Annotated in this window: 19 protein-coding genes; 15 read left to right on the forward strand and 4 right to left on the reverse strand. The window is 65.0% G+C overall.

Annotation, left to right across the window (positions count from 1 at the left end; genetic code table 11):
• Positions 1-8: 8 nt before the first annotated feature.
• The 3 genes from V6N07_RS05740 to hppD all read right to left on the reverse strand — a co-directional run bounded on the left by V6N07_RS05740 (position 9) and on the right by hppD (position 3746).
• Positions 9-1352: an ABC transporter substrate-binding protein gene (locus V6N07_RS05740; protein ID WP_371154722.1), complete on the reverse strand. Its 1344-nt coding sequence runs from the start codon at positions 1350-1352 to the stop codon at positions 9-11.
• A complete protein-coding gene (locus V6N07_RS05745; protein ID WP_371154723.1) occupies positions 1349-2464 on the reverse strand; it encodes a LacI family DNA-binding transcriptional regulator in 1116 nt (371 codons plus the stop codon). The genes V6N07_RS05740 and V6N07_RS05745 overlap by 4 nt, the downstream gene beginning before the upstream one ends.
• 190 nt (positions 2465-2654) lie before the next feature.
• Positions 2655-3746, reverse strand: coding sequence for a 4-hydroxyphenylpyruvate dioxygenase (hppD, locus tag V6N07_RS05750; protein ID WP_371154725.1), 1092 nt, complete (start codon positions 3744-3746; stop codon positions 2655-2657).
• Between the two features lie 141 nt (positions 3747-3887).
• Here hppD and V6N07_RS05755 point away from each other — a divergent pair, with 141 nt between their 5' ends.
• Both V6N07_RS05755 and V6N07_RS05760 read left to right on the forward strand, forming a co-directional pair.
• Positions 3888-4340, forward strand: coding sequence for an Lrp/AsnC family transcriptional regulator (locus tag V6N07_RS05755; protein ID WP_371154727.1), 453 nt, complete (start codon positions 3888-3890; stop codon positions 4338-4340).
• Positions 4341-4403: 63 nt separating this feature from the next.
• Positions 4404-6308 carry a monovalent cation:proton antiporter-2 (CPA2) family protein gene (locus tag V6N07_RS05760; RefSeq protein WP_371154729.1) on the forward strand — a complete coding sequence of 635 codons (1905 nt, stop codon included), beginning with the start codon at positions 4404-4406 and terminating at the stop codon, positions 6306-6308.
• A gap of 60 nt (positions 6309-6368) precedes the next feature.
• Here V6N07_RS05760 and V6N07_RS05765 read toward each other — a convergent pair whose 3' ends face one another.
• Positions 6369-7796, reverse strand: a complete 1428-nt coding sequence (locus V6N07_RS05765) for a Glu/Leu/Phe/Val dehydrogenase (RefSeq protein WP_371154731.1) — start codon at positions 7794-7796, stop codon at positions 6369-6371.
• A gap of 224 nt (positions 7797-8020) precedes the next feature.
• Here V6N07_RS05765 and V6N07_RS05770 point away from each other — a divergent pair, with 224 nt between their 5' ends.
• The 13 genes from V6N07_RS05770 (at position 8021) to nrdR (ending at position 23028) form a co-directional block, all read left to right on the forward strand.
• A complete protein-coding gene (locus V6N07_RS05770; RefSeq protein ID WP_371154733.1) occupies positions 8021-9784 on the forward strand; it encodes a TadE/TadG family type IV pilus assembly protein in 1764 nt (587 codons plus the stop codon).
• 5 nt (positions 9785-9789) lie between these two features.
• Positions 9790-10374: a TadE/TadG family type IV pilus assembly protein gene (locus tag V6N07_RS05775; protein ID WP_371154735.1), complete on the forward strand. Its 585-nt coding sequence runs from the start codon at positions 9790-9792 to the stop codon at positions 10372-10374.
• A 10-nt stretch (positions 10375-10384) separates the two neighbouring features.
• Positions 10385-10969 carry a TadE/TadG family type IV pilus assembly protein gene (locus V6N07_RS05780; RefSeq protein ID WP_371154736.1) on the forward strand — a complete coding sequence of 195 codons (585 nt, stop codon included), beginning with the start codon at positions 10385-10387 and terminating at the stop codon, positions 10967-10969.
• A 192-nt stretch (positions 10970-11161) separates the two neighbouring features.
• Positions 11162-12412, forward strand: a complete 1251-nt coding sequence (locus V6N07_RS05785) for a sarcosine oxidase subunit beta family protein (RefSeq protein WP_371154737.1) — start codon at positions 11162-11164, stop codon at positions 12410-12412.
• Positions 12413-12422: 10 nt separating this feature from the next.
• A complete protein-coding gene (locus V6N07_RS05790; RefSeq protein ID WP_371154739.1) occupies positions 12423-12686 on the forward strand; it encodes a sarcosine oxidase subunit delta in 264 nt (87 codons plus the stop codon).
• Positions 12683-15607, forward strand: a complete 2925-nt coding sequence (locus V6N07_RS05795; RefSeq protein ID WP_371154740.1) for a sarcosine oxidase subunit alpha family protein — start codon at positions 12683-12685, stop codon at positions 15605-15607. Before V6N07_RS05790 ends, V6N07_RS05795 begins: the two co-directional genes overlap by 4 nt.
• Positions 15600-16109: a sarcosine oxidase subunit gamma gene (locus tag V6N07_RS05800; protein WP_371154741.1), complete on the forward strand. Its 510-nt coding sequence runs from the start codon at positions 15600-15602 to the stop codon at positions 16107-16109. Before V6N07_RS05795 ends, V6N07_RS05800 begins: the two co-directional genes overlap by 8 nt.
• Before the next feature lie 275 nt (positions 16110-16384).
• Entirely contained in the window at positions 16385-18424 is a 2040-nt protein-coding gene (gene dnaG / locus V6N07_RS05805) for a DNA primase (RefSeq protein WP_371154742.1), read from the forward strand.
• Positions 18425-18510: 86 nt separating this feature from the next.
• Complete coding sequence (rpoD, locus tag V6N07_RS05810; RefSeq protein ID WP_371154743.1) at positions 18511-20502, forward strand: RNA polymerase sigma factor RpoD; 1992 nt, start codon at positions 18511-18513, stop codon at positions 20500-20502.
• Between the two features lies 1 nt (position 20503).
• The gene (locus V6N07_RS05815) at positions 20504-20767 is read left to right on the forward strand and encodes an HlyU family transcriptional regulator (RefSeq protein WP_371154745.1); all 264 of its coding nucleotides are present in this window, start codon (positions 20504-20506) and stop codon (positions 20765-20767) included.
• A gap of 370 nt (positions 20768-21137) precedes the next feature.
• The gene (locus V6N07_RS05820) at positions 21138-21755 is read left to right on the forward strand and encodes a VPLPA-CTERM sorting domain-containing protein (RefSeq protein ID WP_371154747.1); all 618 of its coding nucleotides are present in this window, start codon (positions 21138-21140) and stop codon (positions 21753-21755) included.
• 247 nt (positions 21756-22002) lie between these two features.
• Positions 22003-22416: a secondary thiamine-phosphate synthase enzyme YjbQ gene (locus V6N07_RS05825; RefSeq protein WP_371154748.1), complete on the forward strand. Its 414-nt coding sequence runs from the start codon at positions 22003-22005 to the stop codon at positions 22414-22416.
• Positions 22417-22563: 147 nt separating this feature from the next.
• The gene (gene nrdR / locus V6N07_RS05830) at positions 22564-23028 is read left to right on the forward strand and encodes a transcriptional regulator NrdR (protein WP_371154749.1); all 465 of its coding nucleotides are present in this window, start codon (positions 22564-22566) and stop codon (positions 23026-23028) included.
• The last annotated feature ends 19 nt before the right edge of the window (positions 23029-23047 follow it).

A 23047-nucleotide genomic window follows, 5' to 3' on the forward strand; every position in this document is an offset into this window, starting at 1 on the left:
GGGGAGGGTTACTCGACCGAGGCCAGTTCCTCGTTCATCGCGGCGACCGTCTCGGTCGCCGTGCGCTCGCCATCGATATATTCGCGCACGAGGCGGTTGATGACCTGGCTGTTGATGATCTTGGAGGCGAGGCTCAGCTGACCATCGGCCACGCCCCACCGCTGTGCGACATCAAGGCCACTGACGATCTCGTCGATCATGCTGGCCTCATACAGGTCGGCCAGCGGGGCCTTGCGGTCGACACCGACCGGCAGGGCCTGCCACGCCTTGACGTTGGCCTCGGCATCCGTGCCGTCACCGCGACGCACGGGGAACTTGCCTTCGGGCGCCATCGACAGCATCGGCGCATAGCCGTCGGACATCAGGAACTCGACGAAGGCCATCGCATTGTCGGTGTCCGCGTCCGAGGTGATGCCCATGTAGCGCAGGTCGCCCCACGCGGCGCCGTCGGGGTTCGACGGACCGGCGAAGGTCGTCACGATGCCCGTCTTCGAGGCCAGCTCCGACGACGTCGGATCATCCGTGATGGTGGGCGGGGCGCTGTCGCGCAGACCGGCCAGTTCGTCGAGGATGAAGGGCGACCAGATGATCATCGCGGCCTGTCCGGCAAAATACAGCTCGCGCGACTGTTTCCAGTAGAGGTCACCGGGGGGCGAGGCTTCGGCGATCGCCTTGTAGAACTCCAGCACCTCGACGGTCGCCGTCTCGTCCAGCTCGGCCAGACCCTCGGGCCCGACGGGCGAGACGCCGTTGGCAAGGAAGACATGCTCCAGCACCTGGCTCATGAAGCCTTCGTCGACCTTGGTCGCGGCGACGAAACCATACATCTCGGGCGGATTGTGCAGGGCTTCCAGCGCGGTCTCGACGGCCGCATAGGTCGTCGGCGCCTCAAGGCCGGCCTCGTCGAACAGATCCTTGCGATAGACGACCATCTGCGTCCAGCCGTCCACGGGAACGGAGGTGTACCCGCCCTCATAGCCGGCCATGGCAAGCGCGCCGGGCGCAAAGGTGTCGGCGCCGAGGTTCTCGATCACGTCACCGGCGGCGTCGGTGTCCAGAATGCCCGCTTCGGCCCAGGGGGCGGCATATTGCAGGGTGTGATAGATGACGTCCGGCAGGTCACCGGCGGCAAAGGCGGCGGTGGCGCGGGTGCCCAGATCGTTCTCCGTGACCGGAATGATCTCCACCTCGATGCCGGTTTCGGCGGTAAAGGCCGCTGCGACCTCTTCCTGTACCGCGACGCGCTCCGGCTGCTCCTCCGGCGTCCACATGCGCAGTGTCTGGGCGCCCGCCATTCCGGCGGTCAGCGCCAGACCGGCGGTTGCCGTCATCAGTGTGTTGCGAAACGTCATGTCGTTCCTCCCTTTTGGTTATTCATCTTCTGGCGCAAGTGCGCCGAAGTCCGTGCCGGCGGCCCGTCCGAGCCGCCGATATGCAGGGTCGCGTCCGCCAGCCAGCGCAGGGCCTCCGGCTCCGCTTCTCCCTTGATCCGCTCGATCAGCATCCGCGCAAGGGCCGCGCCCGCCGCCCGCGTATCGACCTTCCAGGTGGTCAGCGGCGGGCTGGCATAGGCCCCTTCGGGAATGCCGTCATAGGCCATGACGGAAACATCCGCCCCGACGGTCAGCCCCGCCTCTTCGATTGCGCGATACCCGCCCAGCGCGGCCTGATCGATAACGTAGACGATCGCGGTGGGTGGCACCTCACGGGCCAGAAGGTCACGCGTCGCACGCACGCCGCCGGCATGGTCCCGCACGTCCCAGACGACATCCGTCGGCGCGAGGCCGGCCTCGGCCATCGCGGCCAGAAAGCCCTCGGTCCGCAGATGGGTGTAGTTGTATTCACACCCGCTGGTGACGAAGGCGATGTCGCGGTGCCCCATGTCGATCAGCCGCCGCACCCCGGCACGCATCGCCGCGCCACCGCGAATGTCATAGTAGCTGATGCCGGTCAGATCCTCGCAACGACCATAAAGGACGAAGGGCACCTGCATGTCGCGCAGGTACTCGATCCGGGGGTCCTGCCGCAGTGTGCGTTGCAGGATGAAACCGTCGGCCTTCCGGTCCTCGACGAGGGAATGCAGAACGTCGCGCATCCCCTCGCCGGTCGGCGCGGTCGCGACGGTCAGGGTCCACCCCTGGGAACCGGCGGCTGTCGTGACGCCGGCAAGGAAATCGGTCAGAAAAGGGGAATGGCCGTCATGCTCGCTTACCTGCATGACAAGGCCCAGCGCCTTGGCGCGCCCTGTCCGGATGGCCTGCGCCTGCGCCATGGGGCGATACCCGAGGCGGGCAGCAACACGTTCGACCCGTGCGCGCGTGCCCTCCGCGATGTCGGGATAGCCGTTCAGCGCACGGCTGACCGTTCCCTTGGTCAGCCCCGTCTCGGCGGCCAGATGCGCGATGGTGACACGCGCACTTTTCCCGTCCGCGCGAACGCGTTTTATGCCAGTAGCAGTCTGCACCCTTGGGGGTCCTCCCTGTGAGCCCAAGGTTGTTTCCGAAACCGGTTTCGGCAAGCACTTTTTCTTGGCCTGCCATATAATTGGTCACCGGGTGAACGCGCCTGCACGCCTTGTCCTGCTTGGCTGCGACGGCGTCCGGTTGCCGCGATGACCCCGTTCGACGCGGCGTTGACGTTCGGGAATCGTCCCGTCAATCGACGGCCAGAACACCCCGCGCGATCTGATCCGCCTCGATTGATTCGAACAGCGCCTTGAAGTTGCCCTCTCCGAAGCCGTCGTCCCCCTTGCGCTGAATGAACTCGAAGAAGATCGGCCCGATGCAAGTCCGGGAGAATATCTGCAGAAGGATCCGCGTCTCGCCCCCGCCGACGACACCTTCGCCGTCGATCAGGATGCCGTGCCGTTCCATCCTGTCCAACGGCTCCTCGTGGCCCGCCACGCGGTCCCGGCTCATCTCGTAGTAGGTGGCTGGCGGTTTCGGCATGAAGCGGACGCCATTCCCGGCAATCGCATCGACGGCGGCATAGATGTCCCTTGCCCCGACGGCGATGTGCTGGATCCCCTCTCCGTTGTAGCGTTTGAGGTATTCGACGATCTGTCCCGTCTCGCCACGGTCCTCGTTGATCGGAATGCGGATGCGGCCGCAAGGTGACGTCAAGGCGCGGCTGAGAAGGCCGGAATGCTTGCCCTGAATGTCGAAGAACCGGATCTCGCGGAAATTGAACAGATCGCCGTAAAAGCGGAACCACGTGTCCATGTTCCCCTTGTGCACGTTGTGCGTCAGGTGATCGAGGTAATGGAACCCGACCCCTTGGGGATGCGCCTGCGCGATCCAGTCGAATTCGGCATTGAAGGGGGATGCGTCGCGATATTGATCGATGAAGTAGATCAGGCTGCCGCCGATGCCGAAGATGGCGGGGACATCCATCGACTTCGCGCCCTCGAAGGGTTTCGCCCCGCGCGCGACCGCATGATCGAAGGCGTGCTGCGCATCCGCGACGCGCCAGCCCATTGCCGGGGCACAGGGTCCGTGCTCGGCCACGAAGTCCATCGCGTGACTGCCCGGTTCGGCGTTGATCAGATAGCTGATGTCACCCTGCTGCCAGACCTCGATCGCGCGGCTGCGGTGGGTTGCGACATGGGCATATCCCTGCCGTGTGAACACATCGCGCAGGTCCTGCGGCGTGTCGCTGGCGAATTCGACAAAGGCAAACCCGTCGGTGCCGGCGGGGTTGTCGACGCTGATCTCTGCATAGGGGGCGTCGTGAGGGAATGGGCCCATGGCGTGTCTCCTTGTTTGGCCACAGCATAGCGCAGGCACGGCGCGCGCGGTGCGCCAAGGGGGCCGGTTCAACGTAGCTTGGCGCGTGAAATTGATGCATTGAGAGATTATTACGCCAGATCCACGCATAATGAGGGACCGATGGACGATACCGATCGCGCATTGCTGCGGGCCGTGCAGCGCGATGCGACCATGACGGCAGAGGCGCTTGGCCGCCTGCTGAACCTTTCGGCCAGTCAGGCCGCGCGGCGCCGTGCCCGGCTGGAGTCGTCGGGCGTGATCCGTGCGACGGTGGCGCGGGTCGATCCCGTGCGTCTGGGTCTGGACGTGCAGGCCTTCGTTCAGGTCCAGATGGCCAGCCACGCGCCGGACCGTGCCCGCGCCTTCCTGCGCCTGCTCGAGGCGGAGCCGCGCGTCACCTCCGTCTGGACTATGACGGGTGAGGCCGACTACCTTTTGCGGGTCTGGTGCGCGGACCTGAGCAGTTTGAACGACCTCGTGCATCACGTCCTGCTGCCCCATGATACCGTCGCACGGGTCCAGAGCCAGATCGTGATGGATCAGCCCAAGCGCGACAGCCCCCTGCCCGTCTGATATCGGCCGCGCGCCGTGGTTGCGGCGTTGCCCCCATTGCCGGGCTGCAATAGCGTTGGCCGCATGGAAAGCTTCCTTTTTCAGGCCGCCATCTATCTTGGCGCAGCAACGCTCTGCGTGCCCCTCGCGGTGCGCTTCGGACTGGGCTCCGTGCTTGGGTATCTTGTCGCGGGGATCCTGATCGGGCCGGTGACCGGGCTTGTCGGATCAGAAACCGAAAGCCTGCAGCATTTCGCGGAATTCGGCGTGGTGATGATGCTGTTCGTCATCGGACTGGAACTGGAACCCCGAACCCTCTGGGACATGCGCGCCCGCCTGTTGGGGCTGGGCCTCGGGCAGGTGGCCCTGACCATGGCGGCGGTGGCGGGGGCGGCGTATCTTCTGGGCCTGACGTGGCAGGTCGCGGTGGCCATCGGCATGATCTTTGCCCTGTCGTCGACCGCCATCGTCATGCAGACGTTGGAGGAAAAGAAGCTGACCGCGACGCGGGGCGGACGCTCGGCGTTCTCCGTCCTGCTGGCACAGGATATCGTCGTCATCCCCATGCTGGCCTTGATGCCCCTTTTGGGGTCGGGCCGTTCAGGCGGCGATGATCATGCCGCCGAGACACCGATGGGTGACGGCGAAAGCGCCACTATGCTTGCGGATGTCACACACTGGGTCGATACCCTGCCGGCCTGGGGCCTGACGGCCCTGACCATCGGGGCGGTTGCCGGTGTCATCCTCGGGGGCATCTACCTGACCCGCCCGGTGTTCCGCTTTGCGGGCAAGGCCCGCCTGCGCGAGATGCACACCATCGTGTCGCTTCTCTTCGTGATCGGCGTTGCCGTCCTGATGACGATGGTGGGCCTGTCGCCGGCTCTGGGCACGTTCCTTGCGGGGGTCGTCCTTGCGAACTCCGAATTCCGGCACGAGCTCGAGGCGGACATCGAACCGTTCAAAGGCCTGTTGCTGGGCCTCTTCTTCATCACCGTCGGGGCCGGGATCGATTTCGGCACGTTCGTCGGCGCGCCCGTCATGATCCTGGGCATCGTCGCGGGCCTGATTGCCGCCAAGGGGCTGATCCTTTTCGCGCTGTCGCTGGCATTCCGCATGCAGGGCCGGGACCGGATCCTGTTCACCCTGTCCCTCGCCCAAGCGGGCGAGTTCGGTTTCGTCCTGACCTCGGTCGCCGTGGGCGATGGCGTCATCGACAGCGAGCTTTCCTCCATCCTGCTGCTGGCGATTGCCCTGTCGATGCTGTTCACGCCGCTGCTCTTCATCCTTTACGAACGCCTCGCGGCCCGCGCGTCGAAAGGGCCCGACATCCCGGACGACGCGATCGAAGAGACCGCCGAAGTCATCATCGCCGGGGTTGGTCGCTTCGGTCAGGTGGTGCATCGCATGCTGCAGGGATCGGGCGTGCGCGCCGTCGTTCTGGACCGCGATATCGAAACCATCCAACTGCTGCGCACCTTCGGCATCAAGACCTACATGGGTGACCCGACCCGCCCCGAAATGCTCAAGGCGGCCGGCCTGGACAAGGCCAAGGTTCTGGTTGTCGCGCTGGACGATCGCGCCGCGGCCGTGCGCCTGACCAAAATGGCCAAGGCCGCGAACCCCGACATCCATATCGTCGCCCGCGCCTATGACCGGGTCCATGTCTACGAATTGTATCGCGCGGGCGCCCGCGACATCGTGCGTGAAATGTTCGACAGCTCCCTTCGCGCAGGGCGTTATGCCCTCGAACGGCTCGGCTGGTCCGACAGCGATGCGCATGTCGCGCGCGAAGCCTTCTATCAGCACGACCGCCAGACCCTTCTGGAACTGGCACAGCTGTGGAAACCGGGCGTCAAGGTGACGGACAATCCCGAATACACCGCCCGCGCGCGGGAGCTTTCCCAAGGCCTCGAAAACGCGCTGCTGACCCGGTTCGGAGAGGATCCCGACGCGGCGAAGGCGACCGCGAACGAGACGAAGGATCCCTGATCAGCCCCGCCCCGCAATCAGACGGGTGGGCGGCGCGGGGCGCATTGGATCGGACCGCCGCTACAACCCCTTGGCCTGATAGCTGGACGCAATGCGGCTGATCGCGACGACAAATCCCGCCGTGCGCAGATCGTGGACATCGCCACGATCGTGCCAGACTTCGCGCATGGCGCGGTAGGCCCCCCGCATCGTGTCATCGAGGCCGGACCGCACAAGCTCCAACTCTCCGGCCCCGCGCAGGTAATCGCGCTTGAACGTGTCGGACAGTTTCCAGGGGACGGCGGTGTTCGCGGACAGACGCTCCAACTCGTCGACCAGCCGCTGATGGCGCGCTTCCTCGGCCCGGCGTTCCATCCGGCCGAACCGGATGTGAGACAGGTTCTTCACCCATTCGAAATAGCTGACCGTGACGCCGCCCGCGTTGGCATAGAGGTCCGGAATGATGACGCACCCCTTGGCCAGCAGGATGTCGTTCGCCTCGGCCGTGACCGGGCCATTGGCGGCCTCGATGATCAACGGCGCCTGTACGTTGACCGCGTTCTTCTCGTGGATGACGCCTTCCAGCGCGGCGGGGATCAGGATGTCGCACTCCGCCTCCAGCAGGGCGGCGCCGTCCGCCGTATAGGTCGCGCCGGGAAATCCCTGAACCCCGCCCGTTTGCCGGATATGCGCCTGCACCGCATCCACGTGCAGCCCCGCCTCGGAATAGATCGCGCCATCCCGTTCGATCACGCCGGTGATCAGGGCGCCGTCCTCTTCGGACAGGAACTTGGCGGCGTGATAGCCCACGTTGCCGAGCCCCTGAACGATCACGCGCTTGCCATCCAACGTCCCGGACAGGCCCGCCTTGCCCTTGTCCTCGGGGTGACGGAAAAACTCCTGCAGGGCGTATTGCACACCGCGCCCCGTCGCCTCGACCCGCCCGGCAATTCCGCCGGAGTTCAGCGGCTTGCCGGTCACGCAGGCGTTTCCATTGATATCCGTGGTTTTCATCCGCTTGTACTGATCCGCGATCCACGCCATCTCGCGCTCGCCGGTGCCCATGTCGGGGGCGGGCACGTTCTGCGCGGGGCTGATCAGGTCGCGCTTGATCAGCTCATAGGCGAAACGGCGCGTGATCTGTTCCAGCTCATGGGCATCCCACGCGTTCGGATCGATGCAGAGCCCCCCTTTCGATCCACCGAACGGCGTCTCGGCCAACGCGCATTTGAATGTCATCAGCGCCGCCAATGCCTCGACCTCGTCCTGATTGACGGCGAGGGAAAAGCGGATACCGCCCTTGACCGGCTCCATATGCTCGGAATGGACGCTGCGATACCCGGTGAAGGTGTGGATCTCGCCCCGCAGGCGCACACCGAAGCGGACCGTATAGGTGGCGTTGCACACGCGGATCTTCTCGACCAGACCGGGGCTGAGATCCATCAGGCCCACGGCCTTGTCGTACATCGCGTTGACGGACGCGGTAAAGCCGCCCTGTTTACCTTGCATGTTCGATCTCCCTCCGATTGGCTGCCCGGTCGCCCGTGGGCCACCACCACTTAACCCGCAATTCACGAAACGTTGCTAGGCCTAGCGGTCAATCGTTCAGGGTTTGTGAACGCTGCCCTGATTTGACCTCAATCGCGCCGACCCGTTTCCGCAAAGGCCGCGGATAACCGGCGGATCGACTCGGTATGTCGACGTGTGTGTTAATCATTTGCCGGGGTAAGACCATGTTGCCGTTTTCCAAGCCCCCGAAAATCTCGGGCCCGCTTCATAGCGCCTTCAGGGCGTTTGCCCGCAATGAAGACGGCGCGCTCACGATCTTCGGGCTTCTGCTCCTTATCATGATGATGGTCGCAGGTGGCTTTGCCCTCGACATGATGCGTTCCGAAGCGCATCGCGCGCAGGTACAGTACACGATCGACCGTGCCGTTCTGGCCGCCGCCGCCCTCGATCAGGAGCAGGATGGCACAACCGTCGTGCGCGACTACCTCAGCGCCGCCGGGATCGACCCCGACAGCGTCCGGATCACGTCCACCGATACCGGCACAGCCAAGACCGTCAGCGTCACGGGCATCAGCCAGGTCGACAGCCTGTTCCTCGGCATGGTCGGCCAGGAAACGCTCGAATTTCCCGTCTCCAGCCAGGCGAGGGAGGAAGAGGTCGAACTCGAAGTCTCGCTCGTGATGGATATCTCCGGCTCCATGGGGGGCACCAAGAACCGGAACCTGCGGACCGCGGCCTCCGATTTCGTCGCCGAGCTTCTTGCCGGGCGCGAGGAACTGACCTCCATCTCGCTCGTGCCCTACAACGACCGCGTGAACCTAGGCGCGACGCTGGCCGGATACCTGCCGATGTCGAACGAACATTCGATGTCGCATTGTGTCGTCTTCTCGGACGCCGAATTCCGCACCACCGGCATTGAGGCAGGGACCGTTCTGCAACGCATGGGCCACTTCGACAAGAACACCGGCAACAGGAACCGCCCGGGCGAGGTCGAGGACCCGAACTGCGAATTGACGAACTATGGTGCGGTGACGCCGTGGTCCAACAACATTACCAACCTGCAGACGGCCATTCAGGGCCTCGGCGCCGGGGACTGGACGGCGATGGACCTTGGCGTGAAGGTCGGCGCCCTGATGCTGGACCCCAGCCTGCGCGCGCCCATGGCCGACATGATTTCCGATGGCCTCGTGTCTGCGGATCTGGGCGGCCGCCCCTTTGATTATGGCACGGAAGGTGTCCGCAAGGTGCTTGTGGTCATGACGGACGGCGTCAACACGACGCAATGGGACCTGCTCGACGCGCTGAAAGACGGGCCATCCGGCGTCTTCGTGTATCGTGCCGGCCTGACCGCGCCCAGCAGCGTGGGCGGCAGCATCGGTGGCAATGACGATGATGACGATGACGATGACGATGACGACGGCGTGGATTGGAACAACGGGAATACCGACAACGGAAACGCTTGGTGGAAGCAGGAAGCCCGCCACAACTGGATCGGCTACGATGCCGACCTCAACGGCGACGGCAACGCGTCAGAGACGGAGACGTTCTACTCCATCTGGTCGGACACCTTCGACGCCTACTGGGTCTCGCATCTCGATGCCTACTACTCGGAGCCGTTCGGTGGCTCGGACGCGATCGAGCTGTCCTACGCAGAGGTATTCGCCGCCCTGCCGACAAACTACATCGACAGCACGCTGCTAAGCGGTGCCGACCGCGCCACACGCAACAAGTTCGACGACGCGTGGACGGTGATCGCCAACCAACGCATCGCCGACGACAACCTCGACGATATCTGCAGTGCGGCACGCACCGCCGGGATCACGATCTACACGATCGCGTTTCAGGCTCCCTCCAGCGGCGTGACGGCCATGCGGGACTGCGCGGGGCCGGGCAACGCGGCAAATTTCTTCGATGTCGCCACCCTCGATATCGACTCGGCCTTCGACGACATCCTGGCGTCCATCAACCGCCTCAAGCTGACGGAGTGAGCATCATGGCCCCAATCCTGCGCAGCCTCGCCACCCGGTGCGCCACGGCACTGACCACGCTGGATCAGGTGTTCTCGCGCGGTCCGGACAACCGCGAAGACGGCGCCGCCACGGTCGAATTCGTGATCCTGCTGCCTGTATTTCTTGCGGTGTTCCTGTCGTCGTTCGAGGCATCGCTGCTGTTGTCGCGGCAGGTGATGCTCGAACGCGGGGTCGATGTCGCCGTGCGCCAGGTTCGCCTCGACAGCCGGTCGACCGTCAGCCAGAACGCCTTGCGCAACGAGGTCTGCGCGATTGCCAAGATCCTGCCCGATTGCGAAACGAACCTGCTGGTCGAGTTGCAGGAAATCGATACCGTGACCTACGATTTGCCCTCGACCGCGCAGCCTTGCGTGAACCGCGAAACGTCGGTGACCCCGGCCGCCGAGTTCGAGGCGGACCGTGCCAGCAAGCTGATCCTGATGCGCGCCTGTTTTGCCGTCGATCCGTTCATGCCGGGCGCGGGCCTCGGAACTCAGCTGGTCACGGACGTCGACGGAAGCAGCATGCGCATCGTCGCGGCCACCGCCTTCGTCGTGGAACCGGTCTGAGGAGGGCGCGATGACGATACCCGCACGCTACTGCCGCATGTTCAATGTACCTGCCCCGCTGGTTCGTTTCCTGCGGGCCGAGACCGCGGCCATGTCCATCGAAGCGGCAATCATGCTGCCGATCATGATGATCATGTACATCGGCGCGTTCAGCTATTTCGACGCCTACCGCCGCGAAGCGGTCATCACCAAGGCGACCTACGCCATCGGCGATCTGCTTTCCCGCGAGGAAGGCACGGTGACCGCGGTCGATTTCGAGGGGCTGCACGACCTTTACGAGACGATAACCTTCTCCGAAGGGGCAACCCGCCTGCGGTTCAGCGAGATACGCCGCGTTTCAGGGTCGCTGGAGGTCGTCTGGTCCTATGGCACCGACGGCAGCACGCAATTGACCACAGCCACTCTGGGCAGCGTCGCCGCGCAGGTGCCCACCCTTCTGGACAATGAACGGATCGTCGTCGTCGAAAGCTTCAACGACTATGAACCCGCGTTCAATGTCGGCCTGTTTGCCCGCACGCAAATGCGCTTCGTGCCGACCCGACAGCGCTATGCCGCGCGCCTCGACTACGACGCCAGCGTGCCCGCCCCGAGCTAGATGATCCGCGCCCGGGCGGCTGCGGGGTCCGGCGCGCCAGGCAAAACCCCTCGCTGTCCCTAACAGGGCAGCCAGGCGACGGGGCCAGTCCGGTGCACCGCGCTCGTCGCGGACCGACCGGGCGATGTCGCCAACGGGGATTGCCCCCACCGTGCAGGTGTCTAGTCTACGTCTGAATGGACGGAGACACGCATGCGTTTCAGCGCCTTGGAAATCATCAGACAGGGCCTGACCGGCAACAAGGGGTGGACGCCGCACTGGCGCTCGCCCCAGCCCAAGACGGAATACGACATCATCATCATCGGCGGTGGCGGACATGGTCTGGCCACGGCGTTCTACCTTGCCAAGGAACACGGGCTGACCAACATTGCCGTCCTTGAAAAGGGCTATCTCGGCGGTGGCAACGTCGGGCGCAACACCACCATCGTGCGCGCCAATTACGGCATGCCCGGCAACTCCGAATTCTACTCCCATTCCCTCAAACTTTGGGAAGGGTTGGAGCAGGAGCTGAACTACAACGCGATGATGTCCCAGCGCGGCGTCTACAACCTGTTCCATTCGGACGGCCAGCGGGACGCCTACGCGCGGCGCGGCAACACCATGATCAATCAGGGCGACGATGCCGAATTGCTGGACCGGAATGCTGTGCGCGATGCCCTGCCCTACCTCGATCACGATAACGCGCGGTTCCCGGTGCTCGGCGCACTCTACCACGGTCGCGGCGGCACCGCGCGGCATGATGCGGTCGCCTGGGGCTATGCCCGCGGGGCCGACATGCGCGGCGTCGACCTGATCCAGAACTGCGAGGTGACGGGCATCGACATCGACGGCGGCCGGGTGACGGGCGTGCAGACGACGCGCGGGGCCATCCGCGCCAAGAAGGTCGGCATCGTCGTCGCCGGCCGATCCTCTCAGGTGGCCGCCATGGCCGGCCTGCGCCTGCCGATCGAAAGCCATATCCTGCAGGCCTTCGTGACCGAGGGGCTGAAGCCGCTGATCGACAGCGTCGTGACCTTCGGGATGGGGCATTTCTACATCAGCCAGTCGGACAAGGGCGGCCTCGTCTTCGGTGGCGATCTCGACTTCTACGCCAGCTATGCCGCGCGGGGGAACCTGCCCATGGCCGAACACGTGATGGAGGCGGGGATGGCCCTGATGCCGATGATCGGTCAGGCACGGATGCTGCGCAGCTGGGGCGGCATCATGGACATGACGCCGGACGGATCGCCCATCATCGACAAGACGCCCATCGGCGGCCTCTATCTCGATGCGGGCTGGTGCTATGGCGGGTTCAAGGCCGTCCCCGGCTCGGGCTTCAGCTTTGCCCATCTGATCGCGACCGACACCCACCACGCGCCCGCCGCGCGGTTCCGTCTCGACAGGTTCGCCCGCGGCGACCTGATCGACGAGGAATCGACCGGCAGCCAGCACAACCTGCATTGAGGGACCCGACATGCGCCTGAAATGCCCCCTCTGCGGCGACCGCGACCGGCGGGAATTCTACTACATGGGCCACGAAACCTATCTTGCCCGCCCCGACGCCGGGGCGCCGGTCGCCGACTGGGACGACTACCTGCACAACCGCGACAATCCGGCGGGCCTGACCCGCGACCTGTGGCAGCATGAGGCCGGATGCGGCGCATGGTTGCTGGTGGAGCGGGACACCGTGACCCACGACATCCTGTCGGTGCGCCTTGCGCGAGGGGAGGCGACATGAGGCTTGCCGACAAGGGCCTGATCGACCGCAGCCGCCCATTGCGGTTTACCTTCGACGGCCAGCCCATCGAGGCCTTTCACGGCGATACCGTCGCCTCGGCCCTTCTGGCCAATGACATCCGTCTGATGGGGCGCAGCTTCAAGTATCACCGTCCGCGCGGCCCCCTGACCGCCGATTCAGCGGAACCCAACGCCCTGATCACCACGCATGCGGGCGCTCAGGCCGTGCCGAACACCCGCGCAACCGTGCAGGAGGTCTTCGACGGGCTGGAGACACGCAGTCAGAATGCCTGGCCCTCGCTGAAATACGACGCGATGCAGGTCAACGACCTCGTGGCGCCGGTCCTCGGGGCGGGTTTCTACTACAAGACCTTCATGTGGCCCAAGGCCGCTTGGGAAAAACTGTATGAACCGGTCATCCGGCGCGCGGCGGGCCTCGGGGCCCTGTCCGGGCAGGCCGATCCGTGGACACAGGAAAAGGCCTTCGCGCATTGCGACCTGCTGGTCGTGGGCGGTGGCCCCGCCGGGATCATGGCGGCGCTGTCCGGCGCGCGCGCGGGTGCCGAGGTCATCCTCGTCGAGGAGGGTGACCGTCTCGGCGGGCGTCTTCTGTCCGAGGCGGAAATCGTCGATGGTCAGCCCGGTCCTGTCTGGGCCGAGGCGATGGCCGCGAAGCTGTCCGCCGCCGGTGTGCGCATCCTGACGCGGACGACCGTGACCGGCGCCTACGATGGCGGCACCTATGGCGCGCTCGAGCGGGTCAGCCATCATGTCGCGACCCCGCACCCCGACCTGCCGCGCGACTGCTTCTGGCGGATCGCGGCGCGGCGCTGCATCCTTGCCGCCGGTGCGCTGGAACGATCGATCGCCTTTCCGATGAACGACCGACCGGGCATCATGCTGGCGTCGGCCGTGCGGTCCTATCTGCACCGCTGGGGCGTCGTGCCGGGCAGGCGCGTCGCGGTGTTCACGACCTGCGACGATGGCCACCGCACCGCCGCGGACCTGCGCGCCGCCGGGGTCGAGGTTGCCGCCGTCATCGACCCGAGGGACGCAGCACCCGGTCATGACACCATCAGGGGCGAGGTGATCCGCACGACCGGGCATCTTGGCCTGACGGGCGTGACCATCCGCACCAAGGACGGCACCCGGCGCGTGGACTGCGACGTTCTGGCCGTGTCGGGGGGCTGGAACCCGACGCTGCACCTGACCTGCCACCTCGGGGGGCGGCCGGTCTGGGATGCGGATCTGGCGACATTCCTGCCGACCCCCGACGCGGTGCCCGGCATGGTCGTCGCGGGGGCCGCCGCCGGCGCGTTCTCGACGGCCGAGGCGCTGGAAACAGGGATATCCGCCACCAAGGACGCCCTTGCCACCATGGGCGCCAAATCGGTCAGCGTGGACTTACCGGATGCGGATGCCGCCCCCGCTGCACAGATTGCCCCCTTGGCCGTGGCCGCGCCGGACACCGCGCGGCATCGCGCATGGATCGACCTGCAGAACGACGTGACGGTCAAGGACATCCGTCAATCGGCGCGCGAAAACTTCGCATCCGTCGAACACATGAAACGCTACACCACGCAGGGGATGGCGACGGATCAGGGCAAGACATCGAATGTCGCGGCGCTGGCCGTTCTGGCCGATGCAACCGGGCGCGGCATTCCCGAAACGGGCACCACGACATTCCGCCCGCCGTTCGTCCCCGTGCCGATCAGCGCGATGGGCGCGGGTGCGACCGGTGAGGGGTTCGCCCCCGAACGCCGCACGACCTCCGACCCCGCGATGCGTGACCGGGGCGCGCCGATGATCGAAACCGGTCTGTGGTATCGCCCCGGCTGGTTCCCGAAAGCGGGCGAAGACTGGCTGGCCGCCTGCACGCGCGAGGCGGCGATGGTGCGCAATACCGTGGGCGTGGCAGACGTCAGCACGCTGGGCAAGATCGACATACAGGGGCCGGATGCCGCGGCCCTGCTCGATTTCGTCTACACGAACATGTTCTCGACCCTGAAACAGGGGCGCGCGCGCTATGGCCTGATGCTGCGCGAAGACGGGCTGGTGATGGATGATGGCACCACCGCGCGGCTTGGACCCGATCATTACGTGATGACCACCACGACCGCCGCCGCCGGACAGGTGATGCGCCATCTGGAATTCGTGACCCAATGCCTGCACCCGGAATGGGACGTGGCGATCATCTCGACCACCGAAGCCTGGGGCCAGTTTTCCGTTGCCGGCCCGAAGGCGCGCGACCTGATCCGCGCCATCGTGGCCGAAGACGTGACAGACGACACCTTCCCCTTCATGGCCTGCGGCGAGATCACGGTCCACGGCGTTCCGGGACGCCTGTTCCGCATCAGCTTCAGCGGCGAACACGCCTACGAGATCGCGGTGCCCAGCCGCTTTGGCGCCGCCCTGTGGCGGGATCTCGTCGCGCGGGCCGAGGCGCTGGACGGCGGCCCCTACGGGATGGAGGCGCTGAACGTCCTGCGGATCGAGAAGGGCTTCATCACGCACAGCGAGATCACGGGCCGCGTCTCGGCCTTCGATATCGGGATGGACCGGATGATTTCCGCCAAGAAGGATTGCATCGGCAAGGATGCCAGCCGCCGCCCCGCCCTGTTGGCGGATCGCGAGGAACTGGTCGGCCTGCGCGCTGTCGACCCGAAGACCCGGATCACGGCGGGCGCACATCTGTTCAACACCGGGGATGCCGTGACCCGTGCCAACGATCAGGGCTATGTCACCTCTCCCTGCTGGTCGCCCGCACTGGAAAGCCACATCGCCCTCGGTTTCGTGCTGAATGGACGGGCGCGGCACGGGGAGCGTCTGCACCTCGTCGATCATGTGCGCGATCACCGATGCGAGGTGGAGGTTTGCGACCCCGTGCACTTCGACCCGACCGGAGGACGCGCCCGTGGCTAACCTGACCGCCCGATCCCCTGCCGAAGGGCTTCTGCCCATCAGTCACGGCACCCTGACCCTGACCGAAATCCGGCCCGATGCGATCACCTCGCTGATGCTGCTGCGGGGGGCCGAGGGGACCTTGCCCAAACCGAACCGGGCGCTGCGCACCATGGGCGGGGTGCTGCTGTGGTCGGGACGCAATCAGGCCCTGCTGCTGGGCCCGCGACCGGACCCGCAGTCGGCCGTCGCGATGACCGATCAATCCGACGCCTGGGCCGTCCTGCACCTTGCTGGCCCCCAGTCCGCCGAGGGTCTGGCCCGGCTGACGCCACTGGACCTGAACCCGGCAATCTTCCGTCCGGGACATGTTGCACGCAGCCTGCTGAGCCACATGAACGCGGTGTTTCACCGCACCGCCCTCGACGGATTTGACATCCTCGTGTTCCGGTCGATGACGGGGACGGCGGTGCACGATATCACGCGCGCCATGCGTGCCGTCACCGCGCGCGCGGACCTCTGACGCAACCGACCGCCATTGTCCTGACGTGACGACGACGCATTCCGGGATGCTGCGGGACTTGCCGTGCCATCCCGAAAATATAATAGCGCCGGGATCACATGGATCCCGGCGCTATGGTGGGCAACTGCCCGTGCACTCTTCAACAAATTTACAAACCCGTCTTTGCATAGAAGGTGTGTCAAAGAATTGCAAGCATCAAGTCGACAGTTCGATCTTTTTAAGGCGGAAAAAAGGCACATCTGGACTCCGCCGCATCGCGGCCCGATATTCATCTGATGCGTCTTCCTGACAGTTTTCTCGACGATCTGCGCTCGCGCCTCAGCCTGTCCCACGTGGTCGGCAAGAAGGTCGTCTGGGACATGCGCAAGACCAACCAGGCGCGCGGCGACTGGTGGGCCCCCTGCCCGTTCCATCAGGAAAAATCAGCCAGTTTTCATGTGCTGGACGACAAGGGATACTACTACTGCTTCGGCTGTCAGGCCAAAGGCAACGTATTCAAGTTCGTACAGGAAACCGAGAACGTCAGCTTCATTGAAGCGGTCGAGATCCTTGCCCGCGAAGCCGGCATGCCGATGCCCGCCCGCGACCCGAAGGCGGCCGAACGCTCCGACCGGCGGACTGAGCTTGCCAAGGTCACGGAGGAGGCGACGAGGTGGTTCCGGCTGCAGTTGTCGACGGGCGCGGCCTCCGACGCGCGCGCCTACCTCGACCGCCGGGGGCTGAACGCGGCGACGCTGGACACTTTCGAGATCGGTTTTGCGCCCAAGACGTCCGACGCCCTGCTGACGGCGTTGGAGGGCAAGGGAATCAGTTGGGACCTGATCGAAGGGGCCGGTCTGGCCCTGACGGATGACGACGGACGGCGCCGGGATCGTTTCATCAACCGCATCATCTTTCCCATCCGCGATCCGCGCGGACGGGTGATCGGCTTCGGCGGGCGGGCGATGAACCCCAATTCGCCCGCCAAGTACCTGAACTCGCCCGAGACGGAGCTGTTCGACAAGGGCGCCAATCTCTACAACCTGCGGTCCGCCCGTGCGGCGGCCGGCAAGGGGGCACCGCTTGTCGTGGCCGAAGGCTACATGGACGTGATCACCCTGCATCAGGCCGGGTTCGAATCCTGCGTCGCCCCGCTCGGCACCGCCGTGACGGAACGCCAGCTTCAGATGATGTGGAAGGTGACGCCCGAACCCCTGATCGCCCTCGACGGAGATGCGGCGGGCCAGAAGGCGGGCCTGCGGGTTGCGGACCTTGCCCTGCCCCTCATCGCGGCCGGTCAATCGCTGCGCTTTGCCATTCTGCCCGAAGGCATGGATCCCGATGACCTGATCAGGGCCAAGGGACGCGGCGCGATGCAATCCGTCCTCGACGGCGCGCGGCCCATGCTGTCGCTGCTCTGGTCGCGCGAGACCGAGGACAAGGTCTTCGACAGCCCCGAACGCCGCGCGATGCTGGACCAGTCCCTGCGCGCCCTGCTGGGCAAGATCGCCGACAGCAGCCTGCGCCGCCACTACGGACAGGAAGTCGCGCGCCTGCGGGCGGATCTGTTCGGCCTGCCGCGCGATGCCCCCATGGCCCCCCTGCCGGACCCCGTGCCGGACATGCCGCCCGATCCGGGCCCGCCGCCCGAAGATGCCCCGCGCGCCTATGTGCAAAAGGCGCCGGCGCGCCGGCCGTGGGTTCCCAAGGGCCAGTTCCGGGGCCGTGCGTCCCTGCCGCAGCCCGCTGCGACGGCAACGCGCGCCTCGCCGCTGGCGCAGGGCACTTTGTCGCCGGATACCCTTCTGGAACAGGTGGGGCTTGCCGGTCTTGTCCTGCATCCGGGCCTGATCGACGATTTCGCCGAGGCCTTGGAAGGCATGACATGGTCGCGCGACGACCACGAACGCATCGCCGGTGCCCTGCTTCGGCTGCCCGACGGGCTGGACCGTCCGGGCGCATTCGAGGAATTGTCGCGATCCCTGGGCGAGGAAACCCTTGATTACCTTCTCGCTCAGCCCCAAATCCGCATCTCTCCCGTCGCCCGGCCGGGGGCAGATCAAGAGCATGCCAGACCGTGCATCCACGATGCATTTACCCGACTTGCGGCCCGCCGCGGCGCGGATCGGGAACGGGTCGAGGCCATGGAGGATTTTGCGGACGGCGCGGACGAGGCGATGACATGGCGGCTGGCGCAGGCCACGCAGCGAAAGGAAGCGGCGCGCAAGACGGCGCAACAGAACGAGGGCACATCCGAAGATGGGGATGCGGCCGACAAGGACTATTTACAAGGTCTTCTGGACACACGTGTCTGGGAGAAAAGTCGCAACAAGTGATTCGGGGTGCGGTCCCCTACGATTCGCGCTAGTGATTCGTACACGCCTGGATTTACGGGAATCACTCCGCCGGAGGAGCGTCGAAGATGGCCAAAGATACTGACGATCAAAAGCAGGACAACGAAGGCGATATTTCGCTGGATATGAGCCAGGCTGCTGTCAAGCGCATGATCGCCGATGCCCGCGCGCGCGGCTACATCACCTATGATCAGCTCAATCAGGTTCTGCCCCCCGAGCAGGTATCCTCCGAGCAGATCGAGGACGTGATGTCGATGCTGTCCGAAATGGGCATCAACATCGTCGAGGCGGAAGAAGCCGAGGAAGAGGACGACAAGGACACCAAGTCCACGGCCATCGTCGATGCCTCCAACAAGGGCGGCGACGTCGCCACCACCAGCGCGGCCGAGCAGAAGCTGGACCGCACCGACGACCCCGTCCGCATGTACCTGCGCGAGATGGGTTCGGTCGAACTGCTGTCGCGCGAGGGTGAGATCGCCATCGCCAAGCGGATCGAGGCGGGTCGCAACACCATGATCCTCGGGCTGTGCGAAAGCCCCCTGACGTTCCAGGCGATCACGATCTGGCGTGACGAACTTCTGTCCGAGGACATCCTGCTGCGCGATGTCATCGACCTTGAGACGACGTTCGGCGACCAGATGGGCGAAGACGACGAGGCCCCCGTCGTGCCGGCCACCCCGGGTGCCGCCGCCGCCCCCGCGAACGACAACAAGGCCAAGCAGGAACTGGATGCCGACGGCAACCCGATTTCCGTCGAGGAGGACGACGACGAGGAGGACGAGGGCGCCAACATGTCGCTGGCCGCGATGGAGGCTGCGCTCAAGCCCCGCGTCCTCGAAACGCTGGACGTGATCGCCGACCACTACGCCCGCCTTGCCGAAATGCAGGATCTGCGCATCAGTGCGACCCTGAACGAGGATGACACCTTCTCGACCAAGTCGGAGGACGCGTATCAGACGTTGCGCGCCGAGATCGTCGAGATGGTGAACGCGCTTCACTTGCACAACAACCGGATCGAGGCGCTGATCGATCAGCTTTACGGCATCAACCGGCGCATCATGTCCATCGACAGCGGCATGGTGAAGCTGGCCGACCAAGCGCGCATCAACCGCCGCGAATTCGTCGAAGCCTACCGCGGGCACGAGCTGGATCCGACGTGGGTCGACCAGATGATGGAACAGCCCGGTCGCGGCTGGCAGGCCCTGTTCGAGCGCAACCGCGACAAGGTCGAGGAGTTGCGCGGCGACATGGCCCAGGTCGGCCAATACGTCGGCGTCGACATCACCGAATTCCGCCGGATCGTGAACCAGGTCCAGAAGGGCGAGAAGGAAGCCCGTCAGGCCAAGAAGGAAATGGTCGAGGCGAACCTGCGCCTCGTGATCTCCATCGCCAAGAAATACACGAACCGTGGTTTGCAGTTCCTCGACCTGATCCAGGAAGGCAACATCGGCCTGATGAAGGCCGTCGACAAGTTCGAGTATCGGCGCGGCTACAAGTTCTCGACCTACGCGACATGGTGGATCCGTCAGGCGATCACCCGGTCGATCGCCGATCAGGCCCGCACGATCCGTATTCCTGTCCACATGATCGAGACGATCAACAAGCTGGTGCGCACCGGTCGCCAGATGCTGCACGAGATCGGCCGCGAACCCACACCCGAGGAACTGGCCGCCAAGCTGCAGATGCCGCTGGAGAAGGTCCGCAAGGTGATGAAGATCGCCAAGGAGCCGATCTCCCTCGAAACTCCCATCGGCGACGAGGAAGACAGCCAGCTCGGCGACTTCATCGAGGACAAGAACGCCGTCCTGCCGCTGGACTCCGCCATTCAGGAGAACCTGAAGGAAACCACGACCCGCGTGCTCGCCTCCCTGACCCCGCGCGAAGAACGTGTGCTGCGGATGCGTTTCGGTATCGGCATGAACACCGACCACACCCTCGAAGAAGTCGGCCAGCAGTTCAGCGTGACGCGCGAACGCATCCGCCAGATCGAGGCCAAGGCCCTGCGCAAGCTGAAACACCCCAGCCGGTCGCGCAAGCTGCGGTCGTTCCTGGATCAGTAGGATGGCCGGTTTCCTGTCACGCCTGTTCGGCGGCAAGACCCCGCCCCCGGCACCTGTGGCCGAGGAATACAAGGGTTTCACCATCACGCCCCGGCCGATCCAGGCAGGGGGCGAATACCGTGTTGGCGCAACCATTGAAAAGGATGGCCGCCTGCACGAAATGATCCGCGCCGACACGCTGCGCGATCAGGATGCCTGCGCCGAGGCTTCCGTCCTCAAGGCCAAGCAGGTCATCGACCAACAGGGCGACCGCCTGTTCGGCTGACCCCTGCCGCGACGCTGGCGATGATTCGCTGAACGCCCTGCTCACACGATCCATGGTCGTCCTGTGCGGCGGCCCTGCGCCGACCGTTTTCCGGCACGGAAACAGCAATCGGCTTTGTTCCGGATTGTTTCCGGTTATCCTCCTGTATTGCTCAAAGTTGCCTTCGCAAGCGCCGGATCGTGGTCTCGATTTGTCGACTTTGTGGCGAAAGAGCGTATCCTGACGGGGCAGGTCACGGTGTTTGCGAGTTTCGTACGTCTCTTGCGGTCCTGATATTTCGCAGACCAAGCAAGCGTTGTCGGTAGGTCCGATCTGCCCTGCCCTTATTTAGATATCGGGGAAGGCATCTTCCCCGTTTCGGGAGAAACACATGAACTTCAAATCATTCACCCTGGCGGCCGCCCTGGCATCCGCCGCGTTGGCGGGGGCTGCTTCGGCTGCAACCCTCTACGACGTGACGCAGAACCCGATCAGCTCGACCACCGGCACGTCGACGTTCCGCGATTTCGACAACAACTTCGCGGTATCCTGGGACTTCAGCAGCATCGGCGCCGCAACCGTCGACGAATTCCGGCTGACGTTCGATATCTCTGGCTCCACGAATGAACTTTTGGGTACAGAGGCGTGGAAAGCACGCCTTCAGGGGTCGGCAAGCGGTTCGGCGGACGATCTGTTTCAACCGTCTGGATTTGCGCGCCTGAACGATGGCCTGAACACGTTCAGCATCACCGCGGCAAGCGACACCGGGACAACCGATGTCTTCGCCCACTCGGTCGCCACCAATGAATTCGAGACGTGGCTGTCGAACTTCAATGCCGACTTCGTTCCGTTCGTCGGAACCTTGAACCCGTCCATCACCGTCGCCAGCGTGCGGCTCGAGGTGCTGGGCACGATGGCGCCCGTCCCCCTGCCTGCCTCGGCTCTTCTGCTGCTTGCGGGTATCGGTGGTCTGGGCGTGATGGGACGCCGCCGCCGCAAGACGGCCTGACGCGGCGCAGGACACGATCCTTAAAACAACAGGGCCCCCGGAGGGATCCGGGGGCCTTCTTGCGCCGGCCTACCCCATGCCTGCACGCATCCCGCCTCGCGCCCATGGTCCGGGCGCGCACACGGACTTCTTGAACAACCCTCCCCGTCCAATCCGCCTGCCCCGTCCGCGCCGGGCCCTGTTGCGGGTTCGCGCAGGCCAGTTGGGCGCCTTTGAACCCGGCGCCATCGCGTTGTATCAGGGTGTCATGCACACCACCTTCACCATCGACACGCACGGCCCCGGCCTGACCGAAATCACACGGCATATCGCACGGTGGCTGCCGGGGGATGACGGGCTTCTGACCCTGTTCATCCGTCACACCTCGGCCAGCCTGCTGATCCAGGAGAACGCCGATCCGGAGGTTCAGACGGACCTGCGCGCATGGCTGCACCGCCTCGTGCCTCCGTCGAACGATCCAAGCATGTCGTACCTGACGCATACATACGAAGGGCCGGACGACATGCCCGGTCACATCAAGGCGATGCTGCTGCCGACCAGCCTGCAGATCCCGGTGATCAATGGGCGGATGGCCCTCGGGACATGGCAGGGCATCTATGTCGTCGAACACCGCGACCGCCCCCATCGGCGCGAGGTCGTGGCTCAGCTCATCCGCGCCTGACACCCGCCGCGAAACCGACGTCCGAATCGCACCCAGGCGGGATGACCGCCCTTGCAAACACCAGCCGTAGGGCGGCAAAGTGGGCGGACACTACCCTTGGGTCCACCGGCCATATCTGGCGGGACGACCGAACGTCGGAGACCGGATATGCGCTGCCCCTTTTGCGGAAACGTCGACACACAGGTCAAGGATTCCCGCCCGGCCGAAGATCACGTGGCCATTCGTCGGCGACGCTCCTGCCCTGCCTGTGGCGGCCGGTTCACCACCTACGAGCGCGTCCAGCTTCGCGATCTGGTCGTGATCAAGTCCTCCGGCAAGCGGGAGGAGTTCGACCGCGACAAGCTGGAGCGGTCCATCCGCATATCCATGCAGAAACGCCCGGTGGAGCCGGAACGGATCGACCAGATGATTTCCGGCATCGTGCGCCGGCTCGAAAGCATGGGCGAGACCGATATTCCCTCCAAGGGGATCGGCGCCATCGTGATGGAGGCCCTGGCCCGGATCGACACCGTGGCCTACGTGCGCTTTGCCAGCGTGTACAAGAACTTCCAGGCCGCCGATGATTTCGAGGATTTCGTCGGACAGCTGCGTCCCCCCGAAACCGACCTGTGACCCCCGACCGCCCCGACGA

Source organism: Jannaschia sp. 2305UL9-9 (assembly GCF_041403465.1).
Taxonomy (GTDB): domain Bacteria; phylum Pseudomonadota; class Alphaproteobacteria; order Rhodobacterales; family Rhodobacteraceae; genus Jannaschia.

Coding starts and splice junctions, on each gene's coding strand:
- V6N07_RS05740 (WP_371154722.1), bottom strand. CDS start 1,352: ATGACGTTTCGCAACACACTGATGACGGCAACCGCCGGTCTGGCGCTG.
- hppD (WP_371154725.1), bottom strand. CDS start 3,746: ATGGGCCCATTCCCTCACGACGCCCCCTATGCAGAGATCAGCGTCGAC.
- V6N07_RS05755 (WP_371154727.1), top strand. CDS start 3,888: ATGGACGATACCGATCGCGCATTGCTGCGGGCCGTGCAGCGCGATGCG.
- V6N07_RS05760 (WP_371154729.1), top strand. CDS start 4,404: ATGGAAAGCTTCCTTTTTCAGGCCGCCATCTATCTTGGCGCAGCAACG.
- V6N07_RS05765 (WP_371154731.1), bottom strand. CDS start 7,796: ATGCAAGGTAAACAGGGCGGCTTTACCGCGTCCGTCAACGCGATGTAC.
- V6N07_RS05770 (WP_371154733.1), top strand. CDS start 8,021: ATGTTGCCGTTTTCCAAGCCCCCGAAAATCTCGGGCCCGCTTCATAGC.
- V6N07_RS05775 (WP_371154735.1), top strand. CDS start 9,790: ATGGCCCCAATCCTGCGCAGCCTCGCCACCCGGTGCGCCACGGCACTG.
- V6N07_RS05780 (WP_371154736.1), top strand. CDS start 10,385: ATGACGATACCCGCACGCTACTGCCGCATGTTCAATGTACCTGCCCCG.
- V6N07_RS05785 (WP_371154737.1), top strand. CDS start 11,162: ATGCGTTTCAGCGCCTTGGAAATCATCAGACAGGGCCTGACCGGCAAC.
- V6N07_RS05790 (WP_371154739.1), top strand. CDS start 12,423: ATGCGCCTGAAATGCCCCCTCTGCGGCGACCGCGACCGGCGGGAATTC.
- V6N07_RS05795 (WP_371154740.1), top strand. CDS start 12,683: ATGAGGCTTGCCGACAAGGGCCTGATCGACCGCAGCCGCCCATTGCGG.
- dnaG (WP_371154742.1), top strand. CDS start 16,385: ATGCGTCTTCCTGACAGTTTTCTCGACGATCTGCGCTCGCGCCTCAGC.
- rpoD (WP_371154743.1), top strand. CDS start 18,511: ATGGCCAAAGATACTGACGATCAAAAGCAGGACAACGAAGGCGATATT.
- V6N07_RS05815 (WP_371154745.1), top strand. CDS start 20,504: ATGGCCGGTTTCCTGTCACGCCTGTTCGGCGGCAAGACCCCGCCCCCG.
- V6N07_RS05820 (WP_371154747.1), top strand. CDS start 21,138: ATGAACTTCAAATCATTCACCCTGGCGGCCGCCCTGGCATCCGCCGCG.
- V6N07_RS05825 (WP_371154748.1), top strand. CDS start 22,003: ATGCACACCACCTTCACCATCGACACGCACGGCCCCGGCCTGACCGAA.
- nrdR (WP_371154749.1), top strand. CDS start 22,564: ATGCGCTGCCCCTTTTGCGGAAACGTCGACACACAGGTCAAGGATTCC.